The 24,698-nt window shown below is 68.4% G+C and carries 30 protein-coding genes and 1 other RNA gene; 20 read left to right on the top strand and 11 right to left on the bottom strand.

Annotated elements, in window-relative coordinates; genetic code table 11:
- Positions 1-31 precede the first annotated feature (31 nt).
- Positions 32-646 (bottom strand): YqgE/AlgH family protein, encoded by a 615-nt coding sequence (locus U742_RS0111610; RefSeq protein ID WP_029353156.1) that lies wholly within the window; start codon positions 644-646, stop codon positions 32-34.
- A gap of 250 nt (positions 647-896) precedes the next feature.
- On the opposite strand from U742_RS0111610, the gene U742_RS0111605 reads away from it, so the two are divergent.
- Positions 897-1,712, top strand: coding sequence for a protein-disulfide reductase DsbD domain-containing protein (locus U742_RS0111605; RefSeq protein WP_029353154.1), 816 nt, complete (start codon positions 897-899; stop codon positions 1,710-1,712).
- A 103-nt stretch (positions 1,713-1,815) separates the two neighbouring features.
- On the top strand, positions 1,816-2,301 hold the full coding sequence (locus tag U742_RS0111600) for a peroxiredoxin (protein WP_029353153.1): 486 nt from the start codon (positions 1,816-1,818) through the stop codon (positions 2,299-2,301).
- A gap of 73 nt (positions 2,302-2,374) precedes the next feature.
- Here U742_RS0111600 and U742_RS0111595 read toward each other — a convergent pair whose 3' ends face one another.
- Positions 2,375-2,581: a YdcH family protein gene (locus U742_RS0111595; RefSeq protein ID WP_029353151.1), complete on the bottom strand. Its 207-nt coding sequence runs from the start codon at positions 2,579-2,581 to the stop codon at positions 2,375-2,377.
- 229 nt (positions 2,582-2,810) lie between these two features.
- On the opposite strand from U742_RS0111595, the gene U742_RS0111590 reads away from it, so the two are divergent.
- Positions 2,811-2,996, top strand: a complete 186-nt coding sequence (locus tag U742_RS0111590; RefSeq protein WP_029353148.1) for a YdcH family protein — start codon at positions 2,811-2,813, stop codon at positions 2,994-2,996.
- 349 nt (positions 2,997-3,345) lie between these two features.
- The gene (locus U742_RS0111585; protein ID WP_038361340.1) at positions 3,346-5,292 is read left to right on the top strand and encodes a propionyl-CoA synthetase; all 1,947 of its coding nucleotides are present in this window, start codon (positions 3,346-3,348) and stop codon (positions 5,290-5,292) included.
- A gap of 55 nt (positions 5,293-5,347) precedes the next feature.
- On the opposite strand, the gene U742_RS0111580 is transcribed toward U742_RS0111585, so the two are convergent.
- A complete protein-coding gene (locus U742_RS0111580; RefSeq protein ID WP_029353145.1) occupies positions 5,348-6,019 on the bottom strand; it encodes a class I SAM-dependent methyltransferase in 672 nt (223 codons plus the stop codon).
- Between the two features lie 90 nt (positions 6,020-6,109).
- On the bottom strand, positions 6,110-6,817 hold the full coding sequence (locus U742_RS0111575) for a DUF1013 domain-containing protein (protein WP_029353143.1): 708 nt from the start codon (positions 6,815-6,817) through the stop codon (positions 6,110-6,112).
- A gap of 246 nt (positions 6,818-7,063) precedes the next feature.
- Between U742_RS0111575 and U742_RS0111570 the strand changes: the two genes are divergently transcribed.
- The 7 genes from U742_RS0111570 (at position 7,064) to U742_RS0111540 (ending at position 11,878) form a co-directional block, all read left to right on the top strand.
- Positions 7,064-7,759 (top strand): sulfotransferase family protein, encoded by a 696-nt coding sequence (locus tag U742_RS0111570; protein ID WP_051661099.1) that lies wholly within the window; start codon positions 7,064-7,066, stop codon positions 7,757-7,759.
- Between the two features lie 126 nt (positions 7,760-7,885).
- Positions 7,886-8,848 (top strand): 4-hydroxy-3-methylbut-2-enyl diphosphate reductase, encoded by a 963-nt coding sequence (gene ispH, locus U742_RS0111565; protein WP_038361416.1) that lies wholly within the window; start codon positions 7,886-7,888, stop codon positions 8,846-8,848.
- Positions 8,849-8,863: 15 nt separating this feature from the next.
- The gene (locus U742_RS0111560) at positions 8,864-9,844 is read left to right on the top strand and encodes a homoserine kinase (protein ID WP_029353137.1); all 981 of its coding nucleotides are present in this window, start codon (positions 8,864-8,866) and stop codon (positions 9,842-9,844) included.
- Entirely contained in the window at positions 9,841-10,356 is a 516-nt protein-coding gene (gene rnhA, locus U742_RS0111555; RefSeq protein ID WP_029353135.1) for a ribonuclease HI, read from the top strand. The genes U742_RS0111560 and rnhA overlap by 4 nt, the downstream gene beginning before the upstream one ends.
- Positions 10,357-10,367: 11 nt before the next feature.
- On the top strand, positions 10,368-10,802 hold the full coding sequence (locus tag U742_RS0111550; RefSeq protein WP_029353133.1) for a DUF4260 domain-containing protein: 435 nt from the start codon (positions 10,368-10,370) through the stop codon (positions 10,800-10,802).
- Between the two features lie 119 nt (positions 10,803-10,921).
- Complete coding sequence (gene ykgO / locus U742_RS0111545) at positions 10,922-11,047, top strand: type B 50S ribosomal protein L36 (protein WP_029353131.1); 126 nt, start codon at positions 10,922-10,924, stop codon at positions 11,045-11,047.
- 192 nt (positions 11,048-11,239) lie between these two features.
- On the top strand, positions 11,240-11,878 hold the full coding sequence (locus U742_RS0111540) for a tetratricopeptide repeat protein (RefSeq protein WP_051661097.1): 639 nt from the start codon (positions 11,240-11,242) through the stop codon (positions 11,876-11,878).
- Positions 11,879-12,076: 198 nt separating this feature from the next.
- Here U742_RS0111540 and U742_RS0111535 read toward each other — a convergent pair whose 3' ends face one another.
- The 5 genes from U742_RS0111535 to U742_RS0111520 form a co-directional block, all read right to left on the bottom strand.
- The gene (locus tag U742_RS0111535; protein ID WP_248310340.1) at positions 12,077-12,625 is read right to left on the bottom strand and encodes a dihydrofolate reductase; all 549 of its coding nucleotides are present in this window, start codon (positions 12,623-12,625) and stop codon (positions 12,077-12,079) included.
- A complete protein-coding gene (locus tag U742_RS0111530; protein ID WP_029353126.1) occupies positions 12,622-13,917 on the bottom strand; it encodes a flavin monoamine oxidase family protein in 1,296 nt (431 codons plus the stop codon). Before U742_RS0111530 ends, U742_RS0111535 begins: the two co-directional genes overlap by 4 nt.
- A 40-nt stretch (positions 13,918-13,957) precedes the next feature.
- The gene (locus U742_RS0111525; RefSeq protein WP_029353124.1) at positions 13,958-14,605 is read right to left on the bottom strand and encodes an SspB family protein; all 648 of its coding nucleotides are present in this window, start codon (positions 14,603-14,605) and stop codon (positions 13,958-13,960) included.
- A 58-nt stretch (positions 14,606-14,663) separates the two neighbouring features.
- Positions 14,664-15,019, bottom strand: a transfer-messenger RNA (tmRNA) gene (gene ssrA / locus U742_RS22900).
- Positions 15,020-15,059: 40 nt separating this feature from the next.
- Positions 15,060-15,374: a hypothetical protein gene (locus U742_RS0111520; protein ID WP_029353122.1), complete on the bottom strand. Its 315-nt coding sequence runs from the start codon at positions 15,372-15,374 to the stop codon at positions 15,060-15,062.
- 231 nt (positions 15,375-15,605) lie between these two features.
- On the opposite strand from U742_RS0111520, the gene U742_RS0111515 reads away from it, so the two are divergent.
- From U742_RS0111515 to U742_RS0111505, 3 genes are all read left to right on the top strand, one after another.
- Positions 15,606-15,965, top strand: coding sequence for a hypothetical protein (locus U742_RS0111515; protein ID WP_029353120.1), 360 nt, complete (start codon positions 15,606-15,608; stop codon positions 15,963-15,965).
- A 104-nt stretch (positions 15,966-16,069) separates the two neighbouring features.
- Complete coding sequence (locus U742_RS0111510; RefSeq protein WP_029353118.1) at positions 16,070-16,864, top strand: thymidylate synthase; 795 nt, start codon at positions 16,070-16,072, stop codon at positions 16,862-16,864.
- Between the two features lie 13 nt (positions 16,865-16,877).
- Complete coding sequence (locus U742_RS0111505) at positions 16,878-17,357, top strand: GNAT family N-acetyltransferase (RefSeq protein ID WP_029353116.1); 480 nt, start codon at positions 16,878-16,880, stop codon at positions 17,355-17,357.
- Between the two features lie 186 nt (positions 17,358-17,543).
- Here U742_RS0111505 and U742_RS0111500 read toward each other — a convergent pair whose 3' ends face one another.
- Both U742_RS0111500 and fumC read right to left on the bottom strand, forming a co-directional pair.
- Complete coding sequence (locus U742_RS0111500) at positions 17,544-18,137, bottom strand: Spy/CpxP family protein refolding chaperone (RefSeq protein WP_029353115.1); 594 nt, start codon at positions 18,135-18,137, stop codon at positions 17,544-17,546.
- 130 nt (positions 18,138-18,267) lie between these two features.
- Complete coding sequence (gene fumC, locus U742_RS0111495; RefSeq protein WP_029353112.1) at positions 18,268-19,659, bottom strand: class II fumarate hydratase; 1,392 nt, start codon at positions 19,657-19,659, stop codon at positions 18,268-18,270.
- A 384-nt stretch (positions 19,660-20,043) separates the two neighbouring features.
- Between fumC and U742_RS22895 the strand changes: the two genes are divergently transcribed.
- The 6 genes from U742_RS22895 to U742_RS0111470 all read left to right on the top strand — a co-directional run bounded on the left by U742_RS22895 (position 20,044) and on the right by U742_RS0111470 (position 24,695).
- Positions 20,044-20,229, top strand: a complete 186-nt coding sequence (locus U742_RS22895; protein WP_081852959.1) for a DUF4169 family protein — start codon at positions 20,044-20,046, stop codon at positions 20,227-20,229.
- Entirely contained in the window at positions 20,226-20,504 is a 279-nt protein-coding gene (locus U742_RS0111490; RefSeq protein ID WP_029353110.1) for a ribbon-helix-helix domain-containing protein, read from the top strand. The genes U742_RS22895 and U742_RS0111490 overlap by 4 nt, the downstream gene beginning before the upstream one ends.
- 208 nt (positions 20,505-20,712) lie before the next feature.
- Positions 20,713-21,855, top strand: coding sequence for an FtsH protease activity modulator HflK (gene hflK, locus U742_RS0111485; RefSeq protein ID WP_029353107.1), 1,143 nt, complete (start codon positions 20,713-20,715; stop codon positions 21,853-21,855).
- A gap of 11 nt (positions 21,856-21,866) precedes the next feature.
- A complete protein-coding gene (hflC, locus tag U742_RS0111480; RefSeq protein ID WP_029353106.1) occupies positions 21,867-22,784 on the top strand; it encodes a protease modulator HflC in 918 nt (305 codons plus the stop codon).
- Positions 22,785-22,796: 12 nt separating this feature from the next.
- Positions 22,797-22,982, top strand: coding sequence for a DUF2065 domain-containing protein (locus U742_RS0111475; protein WP_029353104.1), 186 nt, complete (start codon positions 22,797-22,799; stop codon positions 22,980-22,982).
- Positions 22,983-23,168: 186 nt separating this feature from the next.
- Positions 23,169-24,695 carry a Do family serine endopeptidase gene (locus U742_RS0111470; protein ID WP_029353102.1) on the top strand — a complete coding sequence of 509 codons (1,527 nt, stop codon included), beginning with the start codon at positions 23,169-23,171 and terminating at the stop codon, positions 24,693-24,695.
- Positions 24,696-24,698 lie beyond the last annotated feature (3 nt).

The following is a 24,698-nucleotide window of genomic DNA, read 5'->3' as shown; positions in this document are numbered from 1 at the left end:
TTTCGCTGGGTCCCGGATCGGCCGCCCCGCCTCAGGCGTGGCCGCTGTCGCTCGACAGCATGCCCGGCGGAATGCCGATCTTGCGCAGGGCGAGCTCGTATTTCGCGCCGGCGTCGGTGCCGAAGATGAGCGCCGCATCGGCCGGGCAATGCAGCCAGCCATTCTGCTGGATCTCGTTCTCGAGCTGCCCCGGCGCCCAGCCGGCATAGCCGAGCGCCAGCACCGCGCTGCTCGGGCCGCCGCCGGCGGCGATCGCCTTCAATATGTCGAGCGTAGCGGTGAGGCAGACCCCTTCGTCGATCGGCAGCGTCGAGTTCTCGATCACGAAATCGGCGCTGTGCAGTACGAAGCCGCGCCCGGTCTCGACGGGGCCGCCGCGCAGCACCTTCACCTCGCCCGCCCGCGACGGCAGGCGGATGCGCTCGGCCTCCGGAATCACGTCGAGCTGGACCAGAAGGTCGGGGAAATTGATGTGGCTGGCCGGCTGGTTGACGACGATGCCCATCGCGCCTTCGTTCGAATGGGCACAGAGATAGATCACCGCGCGGGCGAACCGCTCGTCGCGCATGCCCGGCATCGCCACCAGCATCTGCCCGTCGAGAAAACGCTCGTCGGACCCGCCGCTGCCTCGCTGTCCGATATCCATGTCAGGAAGCGTAAACCCTGCGGGCGCATTTTCAAGGGAGAGCTCCCCGGCCGAATGCCGCGCCGTGCCGGAGCCTCACAACAACGTGCGACGCCGCCGGCTTCCCGCCGGAGCGCGGAAGGGTTATCGCCGATCCATGCCGATGTGCCTGCCTGAACATCACTTTCCTCCCTCGCGCTCCCGGCGCCCGCGCGCGCTGGTTGCCACCGCGCGAATCGCTGCCGCGCGAGGAAATGCCCGCTGGCGGTCCATGGCGCTCATCTGCGCCGCCACCCTCGTGGGCGGCAGCCCGGCGCGCGCCGAGACTGCCTCCGACTGGTCGGCGCCGAGCGGTACGGCTGTGCGACTCATCGCCGGCGGCCTGAAGGAAGGGCATCTCGACGCCGGCGTCGAGATCCGCCTCGCGCCCGGCTGGAAGACCTATTGGCGCTATCCCGGCGACAGCGGTGTGCCGCCGCGCTTCGACTGGTCGAAATCGGAGAATGTCGGGGACGTCGCGGTGTTCTGGCCCGCCCCCACGCGGTTCGACGACGGCGCCGGCAGTTCCTCGATCGGCTATAAGCACGACGTCGTGCTGCCGCTCGCCATCGCGCCGAAGCGGGCCGGCGAGCCGATGAAGCTGCGGCTCGATCTCGACTTCGCGGTCTGCGAGAAGATCTGCCAGCCGGCCCATGCCAGCCTGGTGCTGGACGTTCCAGCCGGCGGCGCCGCCCCCTCCCCCGCCGCCCTCATCGACGCCAGGACCACGGTGCCCCCCGCCGTCGCACTCGGCGCGCCCGGCCCGCTGGGCATCGAGGAGATCGCGCTCGGGCAGGAGGCCGGAGGCCCGGTGCTGAGGGTCAAGGCGCGGGTCGACGGCAAGGCCGACCTCTTCGTCGAGGGGCCGACCGAGGACTGGGCGCTGCCGCTGCCCGCATCCGCCGCCGGGATCGATGGACGCGCCCTCTTCATCGTACCGGTCGAAGGCGCGCCGAAGGGCGCCGACATCGCCCGCACGCCGCTGCGCTTCACGCTGATCGACGGCACCCGTGCGGTCGAGATCGAGGCCGCGCCCGCCGCGCGCTGAGGACTTTCCGCCGCATCGGAAATGACTATTCTACCGCGCGCGAAACGGCCGTTCTGCGCCGGCCGCGCGCCTTCGCAACTCACGCGCATGAAAGGGACAGAGCATGACGATCAAGGTCGGCGATATGCTGCCGAGCGCCACCTTCCGGGTCGCCACCGCCGACGGGCCGGTGCCGAAGTCCAGCGAGGAGATCTTCAAGAACAAGAAGGTCGTGCTGTTCGCCGTGCCCGGCGCCTTCCCCCCCCCCTGCCACAAGAACCACCTGCCGGGCTTCATCGCCCGCGCCGACGAGATCCTCGCGCGCGGCGTCGACACCATCGCTGTGACCGCCGTGAACGATCCCTTCGTCATGGCCGCCTGGGAGCAGGCCTCCAATGCCGGCGGCAAGATCGTTTTCCTGTCGGACGGCAATGGCGAATTCGCCAAGGCGATCGGTCTCGATTTCGACGCCTCCGCCGCCGGTCTCGGCCTGCGCTCCAAGCGCTATGCGATGCTGGTCGAGGACGGCGAGGTGATGGTGCTGAACGTCGAGGACGTGCCGAGCAAGGCCGACAAGACCAGCGCCGACGTGCTGCTCACCCAGATCTGAGGACGCGCGCGCCGCGCCTGCGACCGAACCCCCTCATGCCCGGCCTGCGTGCCGGGCATGACGAGAACACTCTTCACGCGATGATGTCGGGGGTGATCTGATCCTCGACGAAGCCGATGCGGTCCTTGAGCTGCAGCTTGCGCTTCTTGAAGCGGGCGAGCTGTAGCTGATCGCAGCCCGGTACCTCCTGCAACGCCTGGATCGCCGCATCGAGATCACGATGCTCCTGCCGCAGGCGCTCGAGGAGTGCTTTCAGCTCGCGTTCCTCATCCGCCGTCATCTTCGTCCGAACGCCCGACCTGAACCCCGACTCGCCGCCCTCGCGGCACGGCGAGCAGGAGTATCGTCGCGCTTGCCCGCGGCCGCAATACGCCCTTCCTCACACCCCGTTCCGCTCGCGTCCTGCCGGCTCGCCCATGCTGCGATGCAGCGACTCGTTTCGTCGACAGCCACCCTCACCCGTGACAGACTGATGACGTTCACTTCGGATAGACAGGGAGACATCGTCCATGTCCATGCAGGCGCATGTTGCGGAGTTGGAACGGCGCCATCAGGCGCTCGACAAGGAGTTGAAGGAAGCCCTTTCCCACCCCGGCACCGACGAGAACCGGATCGCCGACATCAAGCGGCGCAAGCTCCACATCAAGGACGAAATAACCAGGTTGAGGAGCGCTCCCTCGAGCGTCTTCCATTAGTCGCCGGCGGCTCGGCCGCCTCGGGTTCCGTCGGGGATTTCCGCTCGCAACATTGAGCTGTGCGCGCCTCGCGGGACCGAACTTTTCCAGCGATCGCTGATCATGCGTCACACCCCGGCACGTCGCGCCGGGAGCGTCGCAATCGAACCCGATGCGAGCCGCCGGCCGGCATGGCCCGGCGGCTCGTGCATCTCGGCGATCGGACGGCGCGCCGGGGCGGCATCGCCGCTCGGGAGCGCCCGACCAACGTCGTAAGCATTTCAGCGTGCTTGCGCGGATGGCGGGAGGTGGAATTAGCTGCTGGCCTGGGAAACCCAAACAAGATCAACCCGACGCGGGAGAGACGGCCATGACCACGCCCTCGACGACCAAGCCATCGCCAGGTCGTTATCCGGAAATCTACGCGCGCTCGATCGACGATCCGGCGGCCTTCTGGGGCGGGGCCGCGCGCGCCATCGACTGGATCGCGCAGCCGCGCGAGGTGTTCGACCCTGCGATCGGCACCTATGGAAGGTGGTTCGTCGGGGGCATCTGCAACGTCTGCTACAACGCCGTCGACCGTCATGTCAGCGCCGGCCGCGGCACGCAGGCGGCGATCATCTATGACAGCCCGGTCACCGGCACGAGCCGCACCGTCACCTATTCCGACCTGCTCGCCGAGGTGCGCACCCTCGCCGGCATGCTGCGCGACCTCGGCGTCGAGAAGGGCGACCGCGTCGTCATCTACATGCCGATGATCCCGGAAGCGGTGTTCGCCATGCTCGCCTGCGCGCGCATCGGGGCGATCCATTCGGTGGTGTTCGGCGGCTTCGCGGCGGCCGAGCTCGCCACCCGCATCGACGACGCCAAGCCGAAGGTGGTGCTCTCCGCCTCCTGCGGCATCGAGCCGAGCCGCGTCGTCGCCTACAAGCCGCTACTCGACCTCGCCATCTCCATGGCGGAGCACCAGCCGGACGCCTGCGTGATCCTGCAGCGCCCGCAATTCACCGCCGAGCTCAAGCAGGGCCGCGACCGCGACTGGGCCGAGACGCGTGCCGCCTCCGCCGCCGCCGGCCGTGGGGTCGACTGCGCGCCGATGGGCGCCACCGATCCGCTCTATATCCTCTACACCTCCGGCACGACGGGAAAGCCCAAGGGCGTGGTGCGCGACACCGGCGGCTACATGGTGGCGCTGCGCTGGTCGATGGACGGGCTCTACGACGTGAAGCCGGGCGAAGTGTTCTGGTCGGCCTCCGACATCGGCTGGGTGGTGGGCCATTCCTACATCGTCTACGCCCCGCTGCTGACCGGCTGCACCACCATCCTCTATGAGGGCAAGCCGGTGGGCACGCCCGATGCCGGCGCCTTCTGGCGGGTGATCGAGCAGTACAAGGTCTCCGCGCTGTTTACCGCGCCGACCGCCCTGCGCGCCATCAAGAAGGAAGACCCCGACGGCCTCCTGATCCGCAATTACGACCTCTCCACCCTGCGCACGCTGTTCCTCGCCGGCGAGCGCGCCGATCCGGACACCGTCATCTGGGCGGGCGAGAAGCTCGGCGTGCCGGTGGTCGACCACTGGTGGCAGACCGAGACGGGCTGGGGGATCGCCGGCAATCCGGTCGGCCTCGGGCTGCTGCCGGTCAAGGCGGGCTCGACCGGCGTGCCGATGCCGGGCTACCGGGTCGAGACGCTGGACGAGGCGGGCCATCCGGTCGGCCCGAACAAGATGGGCTCCATCGCCATCAGGCTGCCGCTGCCGCCCGGCTGCCTGCCGACGCTGTGGCAGCAGAAGGAGCGCTTCGTCGAGAGCTACCTCGCCGAGTTCCCCGGCTACTACAAGACCGCCGACGCCGGCTTCTGCGACGAGGACGGCTATCTGTTCATCATGGGCCGCACCGACGACATCATCAACGTCGCCGGCCACCGCCTCTCGACCGGCGGCATGGAGGAGGTGCTGGCCTCGCATCCGGACGTCGCCGAATGTGCGGTCATCGGCATGCATGACGAATTGAAGGGCGAGGTGCCCTGCGGCTTCGTGGTGCTGAAATCGGGCGTCTCGCGCGCGCCGAACGAGATCGAGCGGGAGATCATCGCGCTGGTGCGCGACCGCATCGGCCCGGTCGCGGCCTTCCGCATCGCCATCACCGTGGCGCGGCTGCCGAAGACCCGTTCCGGCAAGATCCTGCGCGGCACCATGAAGAAGATCGCCGATCACCAGCCCTGGACCATGCCGGCGACCATCGACGATCCCGCCGCGCTGGATGAGATCGCCAGCGCGCTGGCCGCTCACGGCTTCGCCAAGGTGTCGGCGGCCTAGGCGACCCGGCCGTCTCGGGCCTGCGTCGCGCCCGGCTATGACGGCGGGCATGACGTCAGGCGCGGGCGACCCAGCCGCGGAAGGTGAAGGCGGCGTAGAACAGCTCGATCTGCGCGAAGCCCGCCTGGCGCAGCAGCGCCTCATCCTGCGACGGCGAGAGGATGGGCAGGCGCGCGGCGATGGTCGTGCGGGCGCTCTCCGCCTGCTCAGGCGGGACGCCGGAGGCGGTGGCGAAGGCGGCATAGCGCGACAGCCATCGTGCGCGCTCCTCGACATCGTCCGAGACGCTGTGATGGACCACGACGAAGGGTGCGCCCGGCTTCAGCCGGCGGCGTACCGCGGCAAGCGTCGTCAGGCGTTCGGCCTCCGGCACGAAATGCAGGGTCAGCAGGCAGGTCGCGCCGTCGAACGGCCCCTCGGGCGCAACCGCGATGTCGCCGTGATGCAGCCGCACGCGCGACGCGAGCGAGCCGAGAATGGCCAGCGCCAGCTTCAGCATCTCGCTCGACGGATCGACGCCATCGAAGCTCCAGCCCGGACAGGCCTCGGCGAAGGCGCGCAACTCCAGCCCACCGCCGGCCCCGAGCACCAGCAGGCGTGCCTCCCTCGGCGCATGCTCCGCCAGCAGCAGAAGCGCCATGCGCTGCATGTCGGCGAAGCCGGGAACCAGCCGCGGCGGCCCTTCGGCATAGCGCGCGACGGCCTGCGGATCGTCGAAGGAACTCACGGCACCTCGCTGCGACTCTACAGGCCTCAGGCCGTCCCTGAAAAAGTGCCGGAGCGCCGTTCGTCAGGCCGGCGGCCGAAGCCGCGGGCCTCACTCGTCCTCGTTCTCGCCCTTGCGCGAGCCGCCGAGCTTGGCGAACACGGTTTCGAGGTCGAGCGCGTCCTCCTTCGGCTTGCGGGCCGGCGCGAAGGGCTCCGCCGGTTCGGCGTGGCCGGTGGTGACCTCGGCCGGCAGCAGCGTCGCGCCATGCTCGCCGGCCGGCACGGCCGGGCGGTCCTTGGACGAGCGCTGCACCTCGATGTCGAGGTCGATCTGCGAGCACAGGCCGAGCGTCACCGGGTCCATCGGCGTCAGATTCTGCGCATTCCAGTGGGTGCGCTCCTTGATCGATTCGATGGTGGTCTTGGTGGTGCCCACCAGCCGCATGATCTGGCTGTCCTTGAGTTCCGGGTGGTTGCGCAGCAGCCACAGGATCGCGTTCGGACGGTCCTGCCGCTTGGAGACCGGGGTGTAGCGCGGGCCGCGCCGGCGCTTGGGCTCCGGCAGGCGGACCTTGGACTCGAGCAACTTCAGCCGGTGGTTCGGGTTCTTCTCGGCGCGGTCGATCTCGTCGCGCGAGAGCTGGCCGGTGGAAACCGGATCGAGCCCCTTGATCCCCTGCGCCACCTCGCCGTCGGCGATGCCCTTCACCTCCAGCGGGTGGAGCTTACAGAAATCGGCGATCTGCTCGAAGCTGAGCGCGGTGTTCTCGACCAGCCAGACAGCGGTCGCCTTGGGCATGAGCGGGGCGTTCGACATCGACGCGTCTCCATCGAGGAGGAAATGGGTTCCCGGGGCAAAGCCTCTCACGCGTGCCCAACCCCTTTTCGGGGATCGAGCCTCGGACCGTCTCGCGATGACCGGGATGACTGAATTATAGGCGCCCGCATCTTCCGAGGCAAACCCCGGCGAGGCGAAATTTTATTTCTCTTCCCGTTAACCTTCCGGGAGGCTATGGAGCAATCAGGGAGCGGAGCCGGATTCCACGAAGGTCCTTGCAGTTTTATGATCTGCTCCAAATCACGCGGCTTTGTCTTCCTCAAGACCCGCAAGACCGCGGGCACCAGCGTCGAGCTCGCCCTGCGCACGGTGTGCGGGCGCGAGGACGTCATCACCTGCGTCACTCCGGACGAGGAACGCAGGCTGGCCACGCGCCCGCCGCAGAACCACTATTATCCGCACCGCCGCGCCCGCTGGCCGCTGCCGCACCGGCTGCGCTGGACGCTCGGCAGCCGCGACACCCGCTACAGCCCGCATATCCCGCTCGACCAGCACGCCCGCGCCCCCACGGTGCGCGCCTTCGTCGGGCCGGAGGTGTTCGACAGCGCCTTCCGCTTCTCGATCGAGCGCAACCCGTGGGACCGGCAGGTGTCCTATTATTTCTGGCGCTGGCGCAACCCGGCCCGGCGCCCGCCCTTCGAGGACTGGCTGCGCTCGGGGGACGACGCGATGCTCGACAACTGGCACATCTACACCGTCGACGACATCATCGTCGCCGACCGCGTGCTGCGCTACGAGAGGCTCTCATCCGAGCTCGACGCGGTGGCGCGCGAGCTCGGCCTGAAGCTTCCGCCTTTGCCGATGGCCAAGTCCGGCCACCGGCCGAAGGGCGACTACCGCAGCTATTACACGCCGGAGACGCGCGATCTGGTGGCCGGCTGGTACGCCCGCGAGATCGAAGCCTTCGGCTACGATTTCTGAGCGCCGCCGGCCGGGCCGGTCGCCCCCCTCGCCTGGCGGCCCGGCTTGACAGCACGCCCCGCCGCATCCCATGAGCTTGATCAGACGGACGATGCCTCTCCTCGTCCACCGGATCGCTGCATGACCATTGCCGGAAAGCCGCCGCTTCGCGTCCTGCTCTGCGCCCCGCGCGGCTTCTGCGCGGGCGTGGTGCGGGCGATCGACGCGGTGGAGCGCGCCCTCGTCCTCTACGGCCCACCGGTCTATGTGCGGCACGAGATCGTGCACAACAAATATGTCGTCGAAGGCCTGAAGGCGAAGGGCGCGGTGTTCGTCGAGGAACTCGGCGAGGTGCCCGCCGGTACCCGTGCGCCGGTGATCTTCTCCGCCCATGGCGTGCCGAAATCGGTGCCGGAGGACGCGGCCTCGCGCAATTTCTTCGCCATCGACGCCACCTGCCCGCTGGTCACCAAGGTCCACCGCGAGGCAACGGTGCATTACAAGAAGGGGCACGAGGTGGTGCTGATCGGCCATGCCGGCCACCCCGAGGTGATCGGCACCATGGGCCAGCTTCCGCCCGGCGCCGTCTCCCTCGTCGAGACCGCCGAGCAGGCGCGCCATTTCACGCCGCGCGACCCGGAAAACCTCGCCTATACGACGCAGACCACGCTCTCCATCGACGACACCGCCGAGATCGTCGCGATCCTGAAAGAGCGCTTCCCGGCAATGGTGGCTCCGCACAAGGAGGACATCTGCTACGCCACCACCAACCGCCAGGAGGCGGTGAAGAAGGTGGCGCGGCAGGTCGACGCGATGATCGTGGTCGGCGCGCCGAACTCGTCCAACTCGCAGCGCCTGCGCGAGGCGGCCGAGCGCGAGGGCTGCCCGAACGCCGCGCTGGTGCAGCGCGCCGGCGACATCGACTGGTCGGTGTTCGGCGCCATCGCGTCGCTGGCGGTCACCGCCGGCGCCTCGGCGCCGGAGATTCTCGTCGAGGAGATCATCGACGCCTTCGCCGAGCGCTTCGACGTCGAGGTGGAGACGGTGCACACGGTGGAAGAGGACGTGTTCTTCCCGCTGCCCCGCCAACTCCGCCCCGACGCCGCCTGAGGCCCGGAACACATCATGGCGGTCTATACCGACGTCTCCCCGGAAGAGCTCGAAGCCTTCCTGTCCACCTACGATCTCGGTGGCCTGCGTGCCTTCAAGGGCATCGCCGAGGGCGTCGAGAACTCCAACTTCCTTTTGCAGACCGAGGCCGGCAGCTTCATCCTCACCCTCTACGAGAAGCGGGTGAACCCGGCCGACCTGCCCTTCTTCATCGGCCTGATGGAGCATCTCGCCCGCCACGGTATCGATTGCCCGCTCCCCGTGAAGAACCGCGCCGGCGAGGCGCTGGGTATGCTCGCCGGGCGGCCGGCGCTGATCGCCACCTTCCTCGTCGGCACCTCGGTGCGCCGGCCGGGCGTCGCCCATTGCGCCGCGCTCGGGGGCGCGCTCGCCGGGCTGCACAAGGCCGGAGCGGACTTCACCGCCTTCTCGCGGGCGAACGCGCTCTCCGTCGCTGGCTGGCGGCCGCTCTACGAGACCGCCGGCGATCGCGCCGACACGGTGGCGCCGGGACTTCGGGCGCTGATCGGCGACGAGCTCGGCTTCCTCGAGGCGAACTGGCCGGACGGGCTGCCGGCCGGCGTCATCCACGCCGACCTGTTCCCGGACAACGTGTTCTTCCTCGACGGGCGGCTCTCGGGGCTGATCGACTTCTATTTCGCCTGCAACGACCTCCTCGCCTATGACGTCGCCATCTGCCTTAACGCCTGGTGCTTCGAGCCGGACGGCGCCTACAACCAGACCAAGGGCCGCGCTTTGCTCGCCGCCTATCAGGCGGTGCGCCCGCTTTCGCCGGCCGAGATCGACGCCCTGCCGCTGCTCTGCCGGGGCGGCGCGCTGCGCTTCCTGCTCACCCGCCTCGTCGACTGGCTGAACGTGCCGCCCGGCGCGCTGGTACGCCCGCACGATCCGCTCGAATATCTGCGCAAACTCCGCTTCCACCGCGCCGTGATGAGCGCGGGCGACTACGGCGTCGCCCGCACGGTGGAGGCATGAAGACCGCGCCCGGAACCGCCCGCGTCTTCGGCGACGATGGCGGAGAGGCGGCCAGGGGCACGGTCGCGGTGTGGACCGACGGCGCCTGCTCGGGCAATCCCGGCCCCGGCGGCTGGGGCGCGATCCTGCGCTATGCCGGCCACGAGAAGGAACTCTCCGGCGGCGAGGCGGAGACCACCAACAACCGCATGGAGCTCTCCGCCGCCATCGCCGCGCTGGAGGCCCTGAAGCGGCCCTGCACGGTCGACCTGCACACCGACAGCCAGTATCTGCGCGGCGGCGTGCTGCAGTGGATGACCAACTGGAAGCGCAATGGCTGGCGCACTGCCGACAAGAAGCCGGTGAAGAATGTCGACCTGTGGGAAAAGCTCGACGCGCTGCTCGGACGCCACGACATACGCTGGCACTGGGTGAAGGGCCACGCCGGTGATGAAATGAACGAGCGCGCCGACGAGCTCGCCCGCAAGGGCATGGCGCCCTTCAAGCGCAGGCGGGGCGAGGCGACGGACTGAAGGACAGACCCATGGACCAGACGCTGCGGACCGTCGGCGAGGGCGCGGTGACCGGCATGCCCCGGCTGCTGCTCCGGCTGGAAGGCTTCACCGTGCTGGTGGTGGCGCTGCTGGTCTATCTGTGGAACGGCGGCGACTGGTGGTTCTTCGTGCTCATGCTCCTCGTCCCCGATCTCTCCATGGCCGGCTATTTGGCCGGGCCGCGGATCGGGGCCGGGCTCTACAACGCGGCGCACACCTATCTGGTCCCGGCGGCCCTCAGCGGCGCCGGCCTCGTCCTCGACCTGCCACCGCTCACCTTCTTGGCCGTGGTCTGGCTCGCCCATATCGGCCTCGACCGGGCGCTCGGCTTCGGGCTGAAATACGGGACGGGGTTCGCCGATACCCATCTCGGCCGCCTTTCCGGCGGTGCACGACGCGCCGGTTCGGAGCGCTCGGCGGATTGACAAAGCACCCGCCGCTCCGCTATCAGCCGGCCTCGAATTTATGCAAGCTGGCGGATCGGGGCGCGGCCATGGAGGCGCCGTCTCATGCGCAGGCGCAATCGATCCGAAGGTTACGTGTCATGAAGATCCGCAATTCGCTCAAGACGCTGCTCGGCCGCCACCGCGACAACCGCCTGGTCCGCCGCAAGGGCCGCGTCTACATCATCAACAAGACCCAGAAGCGCTTCAAGGCGCGTCAGGGCTGAGGCCACGCGCCGCGATCGTGCGTTTCACGATCGCGCGTTTTTCTGCATTGCAGCATTGACGAGGGCGCCATCGCTCCTAAACTCAGGAGCATGCGCGCCCTTTTCGCTGTCCCCGCTCTGGCTCTTCTATTTTGCGGCCTGCTGACGGCTGCGCAGCAAGCGCGCGCGGACGAGGCGCGTCCGCACCTCGCCATGGACGGCACGACGGCGGACGACGGCTCGCCAACCCTGAAGCCGAAGCCGCAGCCCAGACTGGCGGCTCCGCCGGCCAACACGCCCGACGCCAAGGCGCCTGACGGCAAGTCGCCTGACGGTAAGGCAGCCAGCGCCAAGCCCGCCGAACCCGACCGCGCCAAGCGGCTCGACGCCCTGTTCGAGGCGCTCAAGTTCGCCCCCACCAAGGAATCCGCCAAGGCGATCGCCGACCGCATCGACGTCGCGCTGCTGCCTTCCGACAGCGACACCGCCGATCTCCTGATGAGCCGCGCGGCGCTGGCCGCCGAGGCGAAGGACTTCGACCTCGCCATCAAGCTGCTCGACGGCGTCATCGCGGTGGCGCCCGATCATCTGGAGGCGTGGAACAAGCGCGCCACAGTGTTCTTCCTGAAGCAGGACTTCTCCGATTCGCTCGCCGACCTGCAGCAGGTGCTGGCGCGCGAGCCGCGCCACTACGGCGCCTGGGCCGGCATCGCGCTGATCTGCAAGGAGATCGGCGACGAGAAGCACGCGCTGGACGCGGCCCGCCGGGCGCTCGCCATCTATCCGCAGCTCGACCAGATGAAGGAGATGGAGAAGAGCCTCGCCATCTCCGTCGAGGGACGGCCGATCTGACGTCGGGCGGCGTCATGGCAGCTCCACGTCAAACCAGAGCAACGTCATCCTGAGGTGCCGGCGAAGCCGGCCTCGAAGGATGCCGGCTTGATGGCCCCAAGGCCCATCCTTCGAGGCTCGACCTGCGGTCGAGCACATCAGGATGACGATGCGCTGCGATTGCAGTCGAGGCTGAACCGCAGGCGAGCGCGCCCACCCTCACACCCGCTCATAATCCACATAGGTGAAGGCGAACTCGTCCTTCTCACCCTGATGCGGCCCCTCGCGGGCGATCTCGCGCCAGTGCGCGGCGTCGTAGGGCGGGAAATGCACGTCGCCCTGCGGACGGCCGTGGATCAGGGTCAGCCGCAGCCGGTCGACCAGCGGCAAAAGCTGCGCATAGAGCTGCGCGCCCCCCATCACGATGATCTCGTCGGTGCCGAGACGCTTCGCCTCATCGGCGCCAAGCGCCAGCGCCTCGTCGATCGAACCGGCCACCAGCACGCCCTCCGGCGGCACGAAACCCGCATCGCGGGTGATCACGATGCTGGTGCGCCCCGGCAGCACGCGCGGCAGCGATTCGAAGGTGCGCCGTCCCATCAGGATCGGCTTGCCCCAGGTGATGGCGCGGAAGCGCTTGAGATCGCTGGACACCCGCCAGGGCAACGCGTCGCCGCGCCCGATCACCCCGTTCTCGGCGACCGCCGCGACGATGACGAGCTTGATGCCCTTCGGCTTGGCCAGCGGCTCGGCGGGCACCGCGCTCACGCCGCCTTCCTCCCGAGCCGGGCGAGCGCATTGTCCGCCGCCCTGAGGCCGGACAGCCAGGCGCCGTGCGCGGTGGAATAGGCGTAGGCGGAGACCGCCTCGCCGGCGAACATCACCTTGCCGTCGAGCGTGCCGGGATCGTCCAGCGCGTCGACAAGGCGGGTGCGCATATGCGCCTTGCCCGGCAGCGCGCAGCTATAGGCGCCGCCGATCAGCGGGTTGGCGATCCAGCCGGTGGTGGCGGTGCCGGCGACGCGGTCGCGGATGTCGGCGCCGAAGGTGTCGACCAGCGCGGCGAGGGCGAAGTCGACCATCGCCGCCGGGCCGGCCTTCACCAGCCGCGCCGCATTGTCACCGCCGAGCTGGGCGATCGCCATCGAATGGCCGAACGGGTTCAGCGTGAAATTGACCGGCGGGCGCTTGGGATCACGCAGGTCGATGGTGTCGCAATAGCTGGTCGCCGGCATGCCGAACACCTCGCGGTCGAAGCGGAGCGCCACCTTCTCGGCGCAGCCGAGCGGCAGGGCTTCGAAGGTCTCGGCGAGCGCCGCCGGCAGCAGCGGCGCGAAGCGCAGCCGCCCGGAGGCGAGAATGGTGGTCGGCAGAGCGAGGATGGCAAGCCGCGCCTTCACCCGGCCGCGCGGCGTGTCGAGCACGACGCCCTGGCCCGACCAGTCCACCGCGGCGACCGGACAGTCGAGCGTGACGTCGAGCGCGGGGGCCATGCGCCGTGCGGCGGCGGCGATGAGCGCGCCATAGCCGGTTGAGACCGGATAGTTCTCGGCGGTGTCGGAATAGGCGGCGTAGTCGAGCGTCGAAAGCCGCTCGGGCTCGGCCGCCGACATCAGCGTGATCCAGTGCCGCACCAGCCGCAGCCAGCGCGAGGAGGTGTCGAGCACCGCGCTGGCGGCGATGTCGCGCCCTTCGTCTCCGGCCTGCTTCACCGCCGCGAAGGCGCCGTCGATCGCCTGCCAGACCTCGTTGCGCTCGGCCTCGTCGGCCCAGCGGTCGCCGAGATGGGTGGCGCGCGCCTGCCGGCTGCCGCGCAGCATGTAGGAGACGCCGAGTTCGTCGGCCGCCGCGCGCAGCGGATTGACCGAGGCGGAGTGCAGCCAATGGCAGCCCTGGTCCCAGGGGGCATCGAGGCTCGTCGTGTCGGTATAGGCCCGTCCGCCGGGGCGCGAGGCGGCCTCCAGCACGGCGACGGAAACGCCCGCCGCCGTCAGCCGCGCTCCGGCGGCGAGACCGGCGGCGCCGGCCCCAACCACCACCACGTCGAATGCATCGGTCACGGGAGCGCTTCTTCTTGCAGCAGACTGTTCTTGCGGCGGGTCACTTCTTGCGGAACGTATCGAGCCGCACGACCTGCGCCCCGCCGGCGGGGGACGATGGTGGCTCGGCGTCCTCTGGAACGCTCTCGGCGGGCGGCTCCGCTTCGGCGCTCGCCTTGGATGCGGGGCGTGCCTCGACCGGCTTCAGCTCGGCCGGACGCGAGGGCCCCGCGCGCTCGGGCAGCCGCGTCGGCCCTGTCGAGGGAACCGAGGTGGGCCGTGCGGGACCGCCGACCGGCTCGGAAGGCGACGCTTCGGACGCGGTCTCGGAAGCCGGGGCGTCGGCGTCCTCGGCGGAAGGCTCGAACTGCAGGCCGAACTTGACGGAGGGATCGTAGAATTCCTTCAGCGCGGAGAACGGCACGTGCAGCCGCTCGGGCACGCGCTTGAAGGACAGCCCGACCTCGAAGAACTGCTCGGTGACGATCAGGTCCCAGAACTGGTGCTGGAGCACGATCGTCATCTTGTCCGGATAGTCCTCCTTGAGGCGGCTGGACAGCCGCACGCCCGGTGCACGCGTATCGAAGGAAATGAACAGATGGTGGTCGCCTTGCAGCCCGTCGCGCGCGACGTCGCTGAGGACGCGGCGCACGACATCACGCAGCGCATCCTGGACCAGGAGATCATAGCGGATCAGATCGACACTCATGCGCGCAATGAACCCGATTCCGGCTCACACCGCCAGCCTCAACAGGCCGCGAAACGAAAGTGGAGGTTTCTGTTGCCAGGTACCTCCGAACCCCGCCTTACAGTGCTACCCGCAAGGACTTAATTTCCAGAGATCAAACCGCTCACGCGGCCTGAGCAACCGGAGCATAGTTGTCGTTGGCAACTATATGTTTGGTCCGATGACGGCGGTACCATGCCGAGCGAAAGTCCACCCTTTACGCCCTCGTCGATCCTGTTTCGCCCCCGCCGGAGACCAGCGTCCGGTCTGGGCTCGGGTGGAGGCGCCGGGTACTGCCCCCGGGTCCGAAGGGTTTATTCCGATGGCCGTTTATCGCCATAGCCGGCTTGCGCCGGCACCCCGAATATAGGCAGGCCGGCGCCCGGTTGGAAGAGGCCGCGCGCCGGTTGCCGGCAGGGTGTGGGAAAAGCGCCGCTCAGGCCTCCGTCTGGTCGCCATATTGCAACCGGTCGAGCGGCACCATCGCCTCGGCGCCGACCTTCTCGGCAAGCACTTCGACCCGCGCCTGAAGCGCCGCGATCATCAGCTCGCGGACCAGCTCATAGTCGAGCCGCACGTCGGAATGCGCGCTGCGCAGGCTCTCGCCGGGACGCAGGATCAGCGCCGGCGCGCCCCTGACGCCGGCGAGCGCGAGGTCCAGCGGATGAGTGCCGTCCTGCTCCAGCAGGCTCAGATGCACCCGGGCACGATGCAGGGCGGTCTTGAGCTCGTCGTGGGTCAGCATGGTCATCGCTCCCTCCACCTGGTTCGGCACACCGGTCAAGCGGCGGGCCGCCTCGCAGGTTCCCGCCGAAACCCCGCGTCGACAAGCGACTTGTGAGGCTGACTGCGCGGCGCGTCGCGAAATGGTCACAGGAATACCCCGCTTCCACCCCGAGCTGTCCGGAACCCCCTCGGCGCCCACCCGTTCTCCCTCCGCCGTGACGGCAGGGGCGCCGGGGGCAGAGACACGGAGACACGCATGCTAGCCACGCTCATCAAGGGCGGCATTGCCGCGACGGTCGGCTTCGGCGCGCTGGCGCTGACGCCAGCATTTGCCGACGAGATCTACGTGCAGGAGACCGCGCCGGGCTATTACGCCGGCACGGTCACCGTCCTTCCCTCGGCGCCGCGCTATGAGCCGCCGCCCTATGTGGTGGAAGCTCCGCGCCGCGTGATCGTCGCCGAGCCGGTGGCGCCGCGACCGCGCGTCATCGTCCGCGAGCCCGCGCCGCGCGCCGTCTATGCGCCCCTGCCGGCGGACGAGATCGACAGCGGCTGCCGCACGTTCCAGCGCGAGGACGCCTATGGCCGCATGATCACCGTCAGCTCTGGCTGCTGACCTCCGCGTTCCCATATGCATCTGTGAATGGCGGGCGGCGGGTTCTCCGCTGCCCGCCGTCATGCGCTAGAATGCCGGATCGGCGAAACTGCGAATCGACGGCCATGCGGCAATATCACGAGCTTCTGGAACGCATCCTGCGTGAGGGCACGCGCAAGGACGACCGCACCGGCACCGGCACGCTGTCCGTGTTCGGTCACCAGATGCGCTTCGACCTCTCCGAAGGCTTTCCGCTCGTCACCACCAAGCGGCTGCATCTGAAGTCCATCGTCCACGAGCTGCTGTGGTTCCTCGCCGGCGACACCAACATCGCCTACCTCAAGGCGAACGGCGTCTCTATCTGGGACGAGTGGGCAGACGCCAATGGCGATCTCGGGCCTGTCTATGGCCACCAATGGCGTTCCTGGCCGACGCCGGAAGGCGGCGTGATCGACCAGATCGCGCAGGTCGTGGCGGACATACGCCGCAACCCTGATTCCCGCCGGCTGATCGTCACCGCATGGAACCCGGCCGACGTGTCGAAGATGGCGCTGCCGCCCTGCCACCTGCTGTTCCAGTTCTACATCGCCGACGGCCGGATCTCCTGCCAGCTCTACCAGCGCTCGGCCGACACCTTCCTCGGCGTGCCGTTCAACATCGCGAGCTATGCGCTGCTCACCCACATGGTGGCGCAGGTCACCGGCCTGAAGCCGGGCGACTTCGTCCACACGCTGGGCGACACGCACATCTATCTGAACCATCTGGAACAGGTGCACGAGCAGCTTTCCCGCGCCCCGCGCGCGCTGCCGAAGCTGGTGCTCAATCCCGAGGTGAAGGACCTGTTCGCCTTCCGCTTCGAGGACGTCGCCATCGAAGGCTATGACCCGCACCCGGCCATCAGGGCGCCGGTCGCGGTCTGACGGATCGTCCCCCGTGTCTCTCGCCATCCGCCCGGCCCGGCCGGGTGACGCCGCCGTCATCCTCGCCTTCGTGCGCGAGCTTGCCGAATATGAGCGGCTGCTCCACGAGGTGGAGGCGACGGTCGAGGACCTCGACGCGGCGCTGTTCGGCCCGCAGCCGCGCGTCTTCTGCGACATCGCCGAATGGGAGGGCGAGCCGGCCGGCTTCGCCCTGTGGTTCTACAATTTCTCGACCTTCCGCGGCCGCCATGGCCTCTATCTCGAGGACCTCTATGTACGGCCCGACTTGCGCGGGCGCGGCATCGCCATGGCGCTGATGCGCCGGCTGGCGAGGCGCTGCCTCGACGAGGGGCTCGGGCGCTTCGAATGGTGGGTGCTCGACTGGAACGAGCCGGCGATCCGCTTCTATCGCCGCATCGGCGCCGAGCCGATGGACGAATGGACGGTGCAGCGCGTGACCGGCGAGGCGCTGCGCAAGCTCGCCGAAGGCTGACCCGCCAAAAGAAAAAAGCCGCCGGCAGGGCCAGCGGCTTCAAGTGTCGAGCGGGGTGCTCGGGGGTCCAAAAAGAAGAGAATCAGGGCGGCGAAGGCCGCCGGAATTCGCGTGTAGGAATAGGGCTCGGCGGCTGAACCGAAGCTGAGATCGCCGTTCATCCGCCGTTCAACTGCGTAGCCCGGCTCAGAGCCGCTCGGAACCGCCCGGTCCCGGCCCGCCCGGCATCGGCCCGTGGCGGTGATGATCATGCGGACCGCGCGGGCCGTGCCCGTCCCGGCCGCGGGGACCGCCATGCTCGCCGCGGCGCCATTCGGCCATATGCGGGCTGCGAACCTCGCGGAGCAGGATGCTGAAACGGCGCTGCTGGCCGGGATCGAGGCTGCGATAGAGCGGATCGGCGGCATCGACCAGCTTCTTCAACCCGTCGCCGCGCGCGAGAAGGCCGTCGGCCTGCTCGCGCATGCGCTCGATGATGTCAGGCCGCACGCGCTCGGCGCGCTGCTGCAGGCGTTCCTCGCGACGGTCGGCCCGCTGCTTGGCGAGGTCGCGCAGGGCGCTCTCGACCGCCGGCCAGAGCTTCTCCTGCTCGGCGTTCATGCGCAGCCCGGCCTTGAGCGCGGCGATGCGCGCATCGGTCATGGCGGCGGCGTTCTCCGCCATCTCCGCCGGGCTCGGCGGGGTGCGGCGGTCGCCGGAACGCAGTTCGGGGGCGGCGATGCCGAAGGTGACGCTGGCAAGCAGCGCGGCGGCGGTGGCGGCAATGATGGTACGCTTCATCGGCCTCATCTCCTCGTCGGATAAGGCCGATCTTGCTGCGCTACCGGTGGCTACTCAAATGAAACTTCGGTAATGAAGTAAATCACCCGCCGCCGGCATCATGGACAAAATTTAATCTTCGCCGAGATCATCAACCCGGCGAGATCATCTTCTCCGGGCGCACGACGGCGTCGAACTCTTCATTGGTCACGTAACCGCCGCCGACAGCCTCCTCGCGCAGCGTGGTGCCGTTCTTGTGCGCCGTCTTGGCGATCTTGGCGGCGTTGTCGTAGCCGATCTTCGGGGCGAGCGCGGTGACCAGCATCAGCGAACGCTCCAGCGCCGACTTGATGTTGTCCTCGCGTGCCTCGATGCCGACCACGCAATTGTCGGTGAAGCTGATCGCCGCGTCGGCCATCAGCCGCACCGACTGCAGGAAGTTGTAGGCCATCACCGGGTTGTAGACGTTCAGCTCGAAATGGCCCTGGCTGCCGGCGAAGGTGAGCGCGGCGTTGTTGCCGAAAATCTGCACACAGACCTGGGTGAGCGCCTCGCACTGGGTGGGGTTCACCTTGCCCGGCATGATCGAGGAGCCCGGCTCGTTCTCGGGCAGCGAGAGCTCGCCGAGCCCGGAGCGCGGCCCCGAGCCGAGCAGGCGGATATCGTTGGCGATCTTGAACAGCGAGGCCGCCACCGTGTTGATCGCCCCGTGCGAGAACACCATGGCGTCATGCGCGGCCAGCGCCTCGAACTTGTTCGGCGCCGAGGTGAAGGGCAGGCCGGTGATGGCGGAAATCTTCTCGGCCACCTTCTCGGCGAAGCCGACCGGCGCGTTGAGGCCGGTGCCCACCGCGGTGCCGCCCTGGGCCAGCTCCATCAGCGCCGGCAGCGTCAGCTCGATGCGCTTGATGCCGTTCTCGACCTGCTGGGTATAGCCGGAGAATTCCTGGCCAAGGGTGAGCGGCGTGGCGTCCTGCGTGTGGGTGCGGCCGATCTTGATGATGTTCGCCCATTCCCGCGCCTTGGCGTCGAGCGCGTCGCGAAGCTTCGACAGGGCGGGGATCAGCCGGTTCACGATCTCCTCCGCGCAGGCGATGTGCATCGCCGTCGGATAGGTGTCGTTGGACGACTGGCTCATATTGACGTGGTCGTTCGGATGGACCGGCTTCTTGGAGCCCTTCTCGCCGCCCAGCATCTCGATGGCGCGGTTCGAGATCACCTCGTTGGCGTTCATGTTCGACTGGGTGCCCGAGCCGGTCTGCCAGACGGCGAGCGGGAAATGCGCGTCGAGCTTGCCCTCGATCACCTCCTGCGCCGCCTCGACGATCGCGGCGGCCAGCTTCGGATCGAGCCGGCCGAGTTCCAGATTGGTCTCCGCCGCCGCCCGCTTGATGACGCCGAGCGCCCGCACGACCGGCAGAGGCTGCTTCTCCCAGCCGATCTTGAAGTTGCCGAGCGAGCGTTGCGCCTGCGCGCCCCAGTACTTGTCGGCCTCGACCTCGATCGGCCCGAAGGTGTCGGTTTCGGTGCGGGTGGTGCTCATGCGGAAGACCTCTTCGATGCTCGCCTTCAAGCGGCGCGGCGGGTTTAGCACGCGTGGCACGCGGGTGAAACGGCGCCGTTCCAAGGCTTTCGTCGAAGCCTGCAACAGGGGCTGGGCAGTTGATCCAGCCGCCGGGGCGCCACGTAATCGCCAGGATTTGCGCAGTGTGGTTCGCCTACAAACGAGATTTGGCGGCCAAATACACTCAAATTTGAATTATTCTCTGCCGCAATGTGACGTCGTGATGCCTCGCCGATCTGGCGCTTCCCTGACGGAATTCTGCGCCTGGCGGGAACAATTGATTGAAGAGGGGGTGATTATCGTCTGCTTATCATGAAATATAGTATGCGGATGATTCACTCGACGAGCGATTGAGCAGGGTGCATGGCCGATATCATCAATCTGCGCCGCGCCCGCAAGAACAAGGCACGTGCCGAGGCGGAACAAAAAGCCGCCGCGCAGCGTTCAAAGTTTGGCCGTTCGAAGGTGGAGCGGGAGGTACAGGAAGCAGCCCGGCGCCGGCATGAGGCTGCGCTTGAGGGCCACAGACTACAAGGGGACGAGACATGAAAAGCCCTGTCGTGAAGCGATCGATCGTTATCGCCGGGCACAAGACCAGCGTGAGCCTCGAGGACCAGTTCTGGGACGCGCTGAAGGAAATCGCGGCCAGCCGCCGTACGACGCTGTCGGAGCTGGTCGCCTCGATCGATTCGGGCCGCAACCAGGGCAACCTGTCCTCGGCGATCCGGCTCTTCGTGCTGGCGCATTTCCGCAACCCCTCGCACGGACGTGAAGCCCCCGACCACACGGACAAGCTGGGGAACGCCCGATCTACCGTTGCGTAAGCTGCCCCTCTTCCCATATGACGACCCGCGTTGGCGCGTTGTAACCGGGTGCTGCGTCACCTATAACCGCCGACAACGTGCCTCGGGCAGTCCGGTTTCGGGCAAGCCCTCGGCGCGGGTCTCTTTCCTGCACGATGGTGCCCCGTGAGTTCTGCGCCGTTGCGCGACCCGGGTGGTATCGGGTGCGCAAACGGGGAGTTGCGACGGCATGTCGTGGAAGAACCAGAGCGGTGGCCCCTGGGGCGGGGGTCCGCGGGGTCCCTGGGGTAGCGGTCCGCAATCGTCGGGACCCAATCCGCCGGACCTCGAGGATCTGATCCGCCGCAGCCAGGACCGCCTGCGCACCGTGCTTCCCGGCGGCTTCGGCAACACCAAGGTGATCGTCGCCATCGTCGCGATCGCGATCGTCGTGTGGCTGCTCTCGGGCTTCTACCGCGTGCAGCCGGACGAGCAGGGCGTGGTGCTGCGCTTCGGCAAGTTCGTCGCGACCTCAAATCCCGGCCTGAACTACCACCTCCCCTACCCGATCGAGACGGTGCTGACCCCGAAGGTCACCCGCGTCAACCGCATCGACATCGGCATCCGCTCGGGCGACGACCCGCGGCGCGGCACCGCCATGCGCGACGTGCCGGAGGAGAGCCTGATGCTCACCGGCGACGAGAACATCGTCGACGTCGACTTCGCCGTGTTCTGGATGGTGAAGCCCGCCGCGGCCGGCTCGGCCGAGGATATCGGCGCCGCCAACTACCTGTTCAACGTGCAGAACCCGGAAGGCACCATCAAGGCCGTGGCGGAAAGCGCCATGCGCGAGGTGGTGGGACGCACCAACATCCAGCCGATCCTCACCGGCGCCCGCCAGACCATCGAGGCGGCCGTGCACGAGCTGATGCAGAGGACGCTCGACAGCTACCAGTCGGGCATCCTGATCACCCAAGTGCAGATGCAGAAGGTCGACCCGCCGCAGCAGGTCATCGACGCCTTCCGCGACGTGCAGGCCGCGCGCGCCGATGCCGAGCGCCTGCAGAACGAGGCCCAGGCCTACGCCAACCGGGTCGTGCCCGAGGCGCGCGGCGAGGCCTCGCGTGTCACCCAGGGTGCGCAGGGCTACAAGGAGCGCGCCATCATCGAGGCGCAGGGCCAGTCCGCGCGCTTCCTGAGCGTGCTCACCGAGTATGAGAAGGCGCCGGACGTCACCCGCCAGCGCCTCTATCTGGAGACCATCGAGCGCGTGTTCGGCGGCATGGACAAAATCATCATCGACCCGTCCGCCGATCGCGGTACCGGCGTCGTCCCCTATCTGCCCCTCGGCGGGCTCGACCGGCGCCCCGCGGCGCCGGGCCAGACCAAGTAGGAGGCGGCACCGTGAAAAGCGCATTCGGACTGGTGCTCGCCATTGTCGCGGCGGTACTCCTGATCATCCTCTATTCGGCGCTGTTCAGCGTCTACCAGACCCAGCAGGCGCTGGTGCTGCGCTTCGGCGAGCCGATCCGCATCATCACCCAGCCGGGACTCAACGCGAAGGTGCCGCTGGTCGACAGCGTGATCTTCCTCGACAAGCGCATCCTCGACCTCGAGAACCCCTCGCAGGAGGTCATCGCCTCCGACCAGAAGCGTCTCGTGGTCGACGCCTTCGCGCGCTATTCGATCGTCGACCCGCTGCGGTTCTATCAGGCGGTCGGCACCATCGAGGGCGCCAATTCGCGCCTCGCCACCGTGCTCAACTCGGCGCTGCGCCGCGTGCTCGGCGAGAGCACCTTCATCGAGGTGGTACGCGACCAGCGCGAGGCGCTGATGGGACGCATCCGCGACCAGGTGAATCGCGAAGCCGCCAATTTCGGCATAAGGGTGCTCGACGTGCGCATCCGCCGCGCCGACCTGCCGGAGGCCAACAGCCAGGCGGTGTTCCAGCGCATGCAGACCGAGCGCCAGCGCGAGGCGGCCGAAATCCGGGCCCAGGGCGCGCAGGCGTCCCAGACCATCCGCGCCCGCGCCGACCGCGAATCCACGGTCATCGTCGCCGAAGCCACTTCCGCCGCCGACAGGCTGCGCGGCGAGGGCGACGCCGAACGCAGCCGCATCTTCGCGGAGGCCTACAGCAAGGATAAGGATTTCTTCGATTTCTTCCGCTCGCTGCAGGCTTACGAGCAGGCGCTGAAGAAGGAGGACACCCGGATGCTGCTGTCGCCGAACTCGGAGTTCTTCCGCTTCCTCAACAATCCCGGCCGCCCCTCCGCGCAGGCTCCGGCCGCGGCACCCGTCGCGCCCGCGCAGCCGAACTGATCGCGGCCGCCAATGTCGGATCTCGTCGTCGCGCTGGGCCTCGTTCTCGTGATCGAAGGTCTGGCGCTGGCGGCGTTTCCCGGCGCCACCCGCCGCGCCATGGCGACCATGCACGCGCTGCCCGACCAGCCGCTGCGCCTCATCGGCGTCGGCGGTGCGATCTTCGGGCTCATCGTCGTCTGGCTGATCCGCGGCTGAAGGGGCTTCTCGCGCCCGCCGCGGTCGAGGCGGCCGCGCGCCTGCGACCACTCGCCCCGCCGCCGGCACCCGCCGGCTCGCATGGTTTTGGCTTGCATCCCCCGTCGTCCCGGTTCAGCGTTTGCCCGGTAGAGCCATTCCTGTGCGTCAGGCGCGAGCCGTCGTCCGGGCGGCGAAGGAGATACCATGTTGCGATCCACTGACGGGCTGGCCGGACGGAGCTTCCGCCGCCTCTCGGCCCTGCTGCTGGCCGGCGCGCTTACCGGCCTCAATCTTGGCCTCATCGCCGTGCCCGCCCGCGCCGCCGCCACCAAGGGCCCCGATACGGTCGCCGACACCGCGGCGACGGTGATGGACGCGGTGGTCAACATCTCGACATCGCAGACGGTCGCCCCCTCGCGCAGCGTGCCGACCCCGCAACTGCCGCCCGGCTCGCCCTTCGAGGAGTTCTTCGAGGAATTCTTCAAGCGCCGTCAGCAGCAGGGCGAGGACGACAGCGGCGGCGACCGGCCGCGCCGGGTCTCCTCGCTCGGCTCCGGCTTCGTCATCGACGCGGCGGGCCTCGTCGTCACCAACAACCACGTCATCGCCGACGCCGACGAGGTGTTCGTCAACTTCAACGACGGCTCGAAGCTCAAAGCCGAGGTGATCGGGCGCGACACCAAGATCGACATCGCCCTTCTGCGCGTGAAGCCCGAGCCGAACAAGCCGCTGAAGGCGGTCAAGTTCGGCGATTCCGACGTGCTGCGCGTCGGTGACTGGGTGATGGCGATCGGCAATCCCTTCGGCCTCGGCGGCACGCTGACCGTCGGCGTCATCTCGGCCCGCAACCGCGACATCAATTCGGGGCCCTACGACAACTTCCTGCAGACCGACGCCGCCATCAACCGCGGCAATTCGGGCGGCCCGCTGTTCAACATGGACGGCGACGTGATCGGCATCAACACCGCCATCATCTCGCCCTCGGGCGGCTCCATCGGCATCGGCTTCGCCGTGCCCTCCAACACCGCCGTCGCGGTGGTCAGCCAGCTCAAGGAGTTCGGCGAGACGCGGCGCGGCTGGATCGGCGTGCGCATCCAGCCGGTGACCGACGACATCGCCGAGAGCCTGTCGCTGGACAAGCCACGCGGCGCGCTGGTCGGCGGCCTCACCGATGACGGCCCGGCAGCCAAGGGCGGCATCAAGGCGGGCGACGTCATCGTCAAGTTCGACGGCAAGGACGTGAAGGACATGCGCAGCCTGCCGCTCATCGTGGCCGACACGGCGGTCGACAAGGAGGTCGAGGTCGTCGTCATCCGCAAGGGCAAGGAGGAGACGCTGCGCCTCAAGGTCGGCCGGCTCGAGGAGAGCGAGAAGACCGAGCAGGCCGCCGTCACCAAGAAGGAGGAGGCCCCGGCCGCGCCGAAGGCGCCCACCAGCAAGCTGCTCGGCCTCGAGCTCTCCGAGCTGAGCGCCGATCTGCGCGGCAAGTTCAAGATCAAGGACGAGGTGAAGGGCGTCGTGGTCACCGGCGTCGACAAGGGCTCCGCCGCCGCCGACAAGGGGCTGAAGCCCGGCTTCGTCGTCCTGGAGGTCAATCAGGAGGCGGTCGCCACCCCGGCCGACATCCAGAAGCGCATCGACACGCTGAAGCAGGAAGGCCGCCGCTCGGTGCTGCTGATGGTCTCCGACACCGACGGTCAGGTGCAGTTCACCGCCGTGCCGATCGAGTAGCCC

It is taken from the genome of Allobosea sp. 117 (assembly GCF_000702305.1).
Lineage (GTDB): Bacteria > Pseudomonadota > Alphaproteobacteria > Rhizobiales > Xanthobacteraceae > Ancylobacter.
This window is presented reverse-complemented; position numbering and strand designations above follow the sequence as displayed.

Coding starts and splice junctions, on each gene's coding strand:
- U742_RS0111475 (WP_029353104.1), top strand. CDS start 22,797: ATGTCGGATCTCGTCGTCGCGCTGGGCCTCGTTCTCGTGATCGAAGGT.
- U742_RS0111525 (WP_029353124.1), bottom strand. CDS start 14,605: ATGAGTGTCGATCTGATCCGCTATGATCTCCTGGTCCAGGATGCGCTG.
- fumC (WP_029353112.1), bottom strand. CDS start 19,659: ATGAGCACCACCCGCACCGAAACCGACACCTTCGGGCCGATCGAGGTC.
- U742_RS0111610 (WP_029353156.1), bottom strand. CDS start 646: ATGGATATCGGACAGCGAGGCAGCGGCGGGTCCGACGAGCGTTTTCTC.
- U742_RS0111570 (WP_051661099.1), top strand. CDS start 7,064: ATGATCTGCTCCAAATCACGCGGCTTTGTCTTCCTCAAGACCCGCAAG.
- U742_RS22895 (WP_081852959.1), top strand. CDS start 20,044: ATGGCCGATATCATCAATCTGCGCCGCGCCCGCAAGAACAAGGCACGT.
- U742_RS0111510 (WP_029353118.1), top strand. CDS start 16,070: ATGCGGCAATATCACGAGCTTCTGGAACGCATCCTGCGTGAGGGCACG.
- U742_RS0111540 (WP_051661097.1), top strand. CDS start 11,240: ATGGACGGCACGACGGCGGACGACGGCTCGCCAACCCTGAAGCCGAAG.
- U742_RS0111590 (WP_029353148.1), top strand. CDS start 2,811: ATGTCCATGCAGGCGCATGTTGCGGAGTTGGAACGGCGCCATCAGGCG.
- U742_RS0111515 (WP_029353120.1), top strand. CDS start 15,606: ATGCTAGCCACGCTCATCAAGGGCGGCATTGCCGCGACGGTCGGCTTC.
- U742_RS0111550 (WP_029353133.1), top strand. CDS start 10,368: ATGGACCAGACGCTGCGGACCGTCGGCGAGGGCGCGGTGACCGGCATG.
- U742_RS0111500 (WP_029353115.1), bottom strand. CDS start 18,137: ATGAAGCGTACCATCATTGCCGCCACCGCCGCCGCGCTGCTTGCCAGC.
- hflK (WP_029353107.1), top strand. CDS start 20,713: ATGTCGTGGAAGAACCAGAGCGGTGGCCCCTGGGGCGGGGGTCCGCGG.
- U742_RS0111520 (WP_029353122.1), bottom strand. CDS start 15,374: ATGACCATGCTGACCCACGACGAGCTCAAGACCGCCCTGCATCGTGCC.
- U742_RS0111470 (WP_029353102.1), top strand. CDS start 23,169: ATGTTGCGATCCACTGACGGGCTGGCCGGACGGAGCTTCCGCCGCCTC.
- rnhA (WP_029353135.1), top strand. CDS start 9,841: ATGAAGACCGCGCCCGGAACCGCCCGCGTCTTCGGCGACGATGGCGGA.
- U742_RS0111490 (WP_029353110.1), top strand. CDS start 20,226: ATGAAAAGCCCTGTCGTGAAGCGATCGATCGTTATCGCCGGGCACAAG.
- ykgO (WP_029353131.1), top strand. CDS start 10,922: ATGAAGATCCGCAATTCGCTCAAGACGCTGCTCGGCCGCCACCGCGAC.
- U742_RS0111600 (WP_029353153.1), top strand. CDS start 1,816: ATGACGATCAAGGTCGGCGATATGCTGCCGAGCGCCACCTTCCGGGTC.
- U742_RS0111605 (WP_029353154.1), top strand. CDS start 897: ATGGCGCTCATCTGCGCCGCCACCCTCGTGGGCGGCAGCCCGGCGCGC.
- U742_RS0111595 (WP_029353151.1), bottom strand. CDS start 2,581: ATGACGGCGGATGAGGAACGCGAGCTGAAAGCACTCCTCGAGCGCCTG.
- U742_RS0111575 (WP_029353143.1), bottom strand. CDS start 6,817: ATGTCGAACGCCCCGCTCATGCCCAAGGCGACCGCTGTCTGGCTGGTC.
- U742_RS0111585 (WP_038361340.1), top strand. CDS start 3,346: ATGACCACGCCCTCGACGACCAAGCCATCGCCAGGTCGTTATCCGGAA.
- U742_RS0111560 (WP_029353137.1), top strand. CDS start 8,864: ATGGCGGTCTATACCGACGTCTCCCCGGAAGAGCTCGAAGCCTTCCTG.